Consider the following 3,205-nt stretch of genomic DNA (forward strand, 5'->3'; position numbering starts at 1 on the left):
GCCGCCAAGTAAGGAGGATTTGTCATGACTATTTCCAATGATCCGATTGTTATCGTCAGCGCCGTCCGCACGCCGATGGGCGGTTTCCAGGGCGAACTGAAAAGTCTCAGCGCCCCGCAACTCGGTGCTGCGGCGATCAAAGCCGCCGTTGAACGCGCCGGAGTTGCCAGCGACGCGGTCGACGAGGTGCTGTTCGGTTGCGTGTTGCCGGCTGGCCTCGGCCAGGCGCCGGCACGTCAGGCAGCACTCGGTGCCGGGCTGGACAAATCCACCCGCTGCACCACAGTCAACAAGATGTGCGGCTCCGGCATGGAAACCACCATTCTGGCTCACGACATGTTGCTGGCCGGCAGCGCCGACGTCGTGATCGCCGGCGGCATGGAAAGCATGTCCAACTCGCCATACCTGCTGGACCGCGCCCGCGCTGGTTACCGCATGGGCCATGGCCGGGTGCTGGATTCGATGTTCCTCGACGGCCTCGAAGACGCCTACGACAAGGGCCGCCTGATGGGCACCTTCGCCGAAGACTGCGCCGAAACCAACGACTTCAGCCGTGAAGCGCAGGACGCCTTTGCCATTGCCTCGACTACCCGCGCCCAGCAGGCAATCAAGGACGGCAGCTTCAAGGCCGAGATCGTGCCGCTGACCGTGACTGTCGGTAAAGAGCAGGTGCTGATCAGCAACGACGAGCAGCCGCCGAAAGCCAAACTGGACAAGGTTGCCTCGCTGAAACCGGCGTTCCGCGAAGGCGGCACGGTGACGGCAGCGAACTCCAGCTCGATCTCTGACGGCGCTGCGGCTCTGGTGCTGATGCGCCAGTCGCAAGCACAGAAACTTGGCCTCAAGCCGCTGGCGGTGATTCACGGCCATGCGGCGTTTGCCGACACCCCGGGCCTGTTCCCGGTGGCGCCGATCGGTGCGATCAAGAAGCTGGTGAAGAAGACCGATTGGGCGCTGGATCAGGTCGATCTGTTTGAAATCAACGAAGCGTTCGCCGTGGTGGCGATGGCGGCGATGACCCATCTGGAAATCCCCCACGACAAACTCAATGTGCATGGCGGTGCCTGCGCGCTGGGCCACCCGATTGGCGCCTCGGGCGCGCGGATTCTGGTGACCTTGCTCTCGGCCCTGCGCCAGAAAGGCCTGAAACGCGGGATTGCGGCGATCTGCATCGGCGGTGGTGAAGCCACGGCCATGGCGCTGGAATGCGTCTATTGAAGTTGACACTCGTCCCTGTGGGAGCGGGCTTGCCCGCGATGGGGCCGTGTCAGTGAACGTATCGGCCACATGACACTCCGTCATCGCGGGCAAGCCCGCTCCCACAGGGTTCTGTGTTGCAACCCTGATTAAGGATTCACCATGATTCCCAACGAAGACCAAACCCAGATCCGCGACATGGCCCGGCAGTTTGCCGAGGAACGCCTGAAACCGTTCGCCGCCGAGTGGGATCGCGAGCACCGTTTCCCCAAGGAAGCCATCGGCGAAATGGCCGGGCTGGGCTTTTTCGGCATGCTCGTGCCGGAGCAGTGGGGCGGCTGTGACACCGGCTATCTGGCCTACGCCATGGCCCTGGAAGAAATCGCTGCCGGCGACGGCGCCTGCTCGACCATCATGAGCGTGCACAACTCGGTGGGGTGCGTGCCGATCCTCAAGTTCGGCAACGACGATCAGCGCGAGCGCTTCCTCAAGCCGCTGGCCAGCGGCGCCATGCTCGGCGCTTTCGCCTTGACCGAGCCGCAGGCCGGCTCCGACGCCAGCAGCCTGAAAACCCGCGCACGGCTGGAGGGCGATCACTATGTGCTCAACGGCTGCAAACAGTTCATCACCTCCGGGCAGAACGCCGGGATCGTGATCGTGTTTGCGGTGACCGACCCGAGCGCCGGCAAACGCGGAATCAGCGCGTTTATCGTGCCTACCGATTCGCCGGGCTATAAAGTCGCCCGGGTCGAAGACAAGCTCGGCCAGCACGCGTCCGACACCTGCCAGATTCTTTTCGAAGACGTGAAAGTGCCGGTGGCCAACCGTTTGGGCGAAGAGGGAGAGGGCTACAAGATTGCCCTGGCCAACCTTGAAGGCGGGCGCGTTGGCATCGCTTCGCAAGCGGTGGGCATGGCCCGTGCCGCGTTCGAAGCGGCGCGCGATTACGCCCGTGAACGCGACACCTTTGGCAAGCCGATCATCGAACACCAGGCCGTTGCCTTCCGCTTGGCCGACATGGCCACGCAGATCGCCGTCGCCCGGCAAATGGTGCATTACGCCGCCGCCCTGCGTGACAGCGGCCAACCAGCACTGGTCGAAGCCTCGATGGCGAAACTGTTCGCCTCGGAAATGGCCGAGAAGGTCTGCTCAATGGCGTTGCAGACGCTGGGCGGTTACGGTTACCTCAACGACTTCCCGCTGGAGCGCATTTACCGCGACGTGCGCGTCTGCCAGATCTACGAAGGCACCAGCGACATTCAGCGCATGGTCATCTCTCGAAACCTTTAAATCCACCCTCTGCAGGAGCTGCCGCGGGCAGTTCCTGCAGTGCAAGCATTCCGGAGTTTTATATGAGCTACGAAACGATTCTGCTGGAAGTCCACGACCGTGTCGGCCTGATCACCCTGAACCGCCCCCAGGCGCTGAACGCCCTGAATGCGCAACTGGTCAGCGAAGTGAATCACGCCCTCGATGGCCTGGAAGCGGATGCGAACATCGGCTGCATCGTTATCACCGGTTCGAAAAAAGCCTTCGCTGCCGGTGCCGACATCAAGGAAATGGCCGAGCTGACTTACCCGCAGATCTACATGGATGATCTGTTCAGCGACAGCGATCGCGTCGCCAACCGTCGCAAGCCGATCATTGCGGCAGTCAACGGCTTCGCCCTCGGTGGCGGCTGCGAATTGGCGCTGATGTGCGACTTCATCCTGGCCGGTGACAACGCCAGATTCGGTCAGCCGGAAATCAACCTTGGCGTGCTTCCGGGCATGGGCGGCACCCAGCGCCTGACCCGTGCCGTGGGCAAGGCCAAGGCCATGGAAATGTGCTTGAGCGGGCGCATGATCGACGCGGTGGAAGCCGAGCGTTGCGGCATCGTCGCACGGATCGTGCCGAGTGATGAGTTGCTCGACGAAGCGCTGAAGGTCGCCGCGGTGATTGCCGGCAAGTCGCTGCCGATTGCGATGATGGTCAAGGAAAGCGTCAACCGTGCCTTTGAGGTCAACCT

General features: G+C 62.7%; 3 protein-coding genes. All 3 read left to right on the forward strand.

Going from position 1 to position 3,205, the window contains the following annotated elements; genetic code table 11:
• The first annotated feature begins 24 nt into the window (after positions 1 to 24).
• A complete protein-coding gene (locus tag DBR24_RS20850; protein ID WP_128615701.1) occupies positions 25 to 1,218 on the forward strand; it encodes an acetyl-CoA C-acyltransferase in 1,194 nt (397 codons plus the stop codon).
• 141 nt (positions 1,219 to 1,359) lie between these two features.
• Complete coding sequence (locus tag DBR24_RS20855; RefSeq protein WP_123468892.1) at positions 1,360 to 2,487, forward strand: acyl-CoA dehydrogenase; 1,128 nt, start codon at positions 1,360 to 1,362, stop codon at positions 2,485 to 2,487.
• A gap of 62 nt (positions 2,488 to 2,549) precedes the next feature.
• Positions 2,550 to 3,205: enoyl-CoA hydratase-related protein (locus tag DBR24_RS20860; RefSeq protein WP_128615702.1), on the forward strand; the 656-nt coding region annotated here is incomplete at its 3' end.

This window comes from Pseudomonas sp. HMWF006 (assembly GCF_003061205.1).
GTDB classification, from domain to species: domain Bacteria; phylum Pseudomonadota; class Gammaproteobacteria; order Pseudomonadales; family Pseudomonadaceae; genus Aquipseudomonas; species Aquipseudomonas monsensis.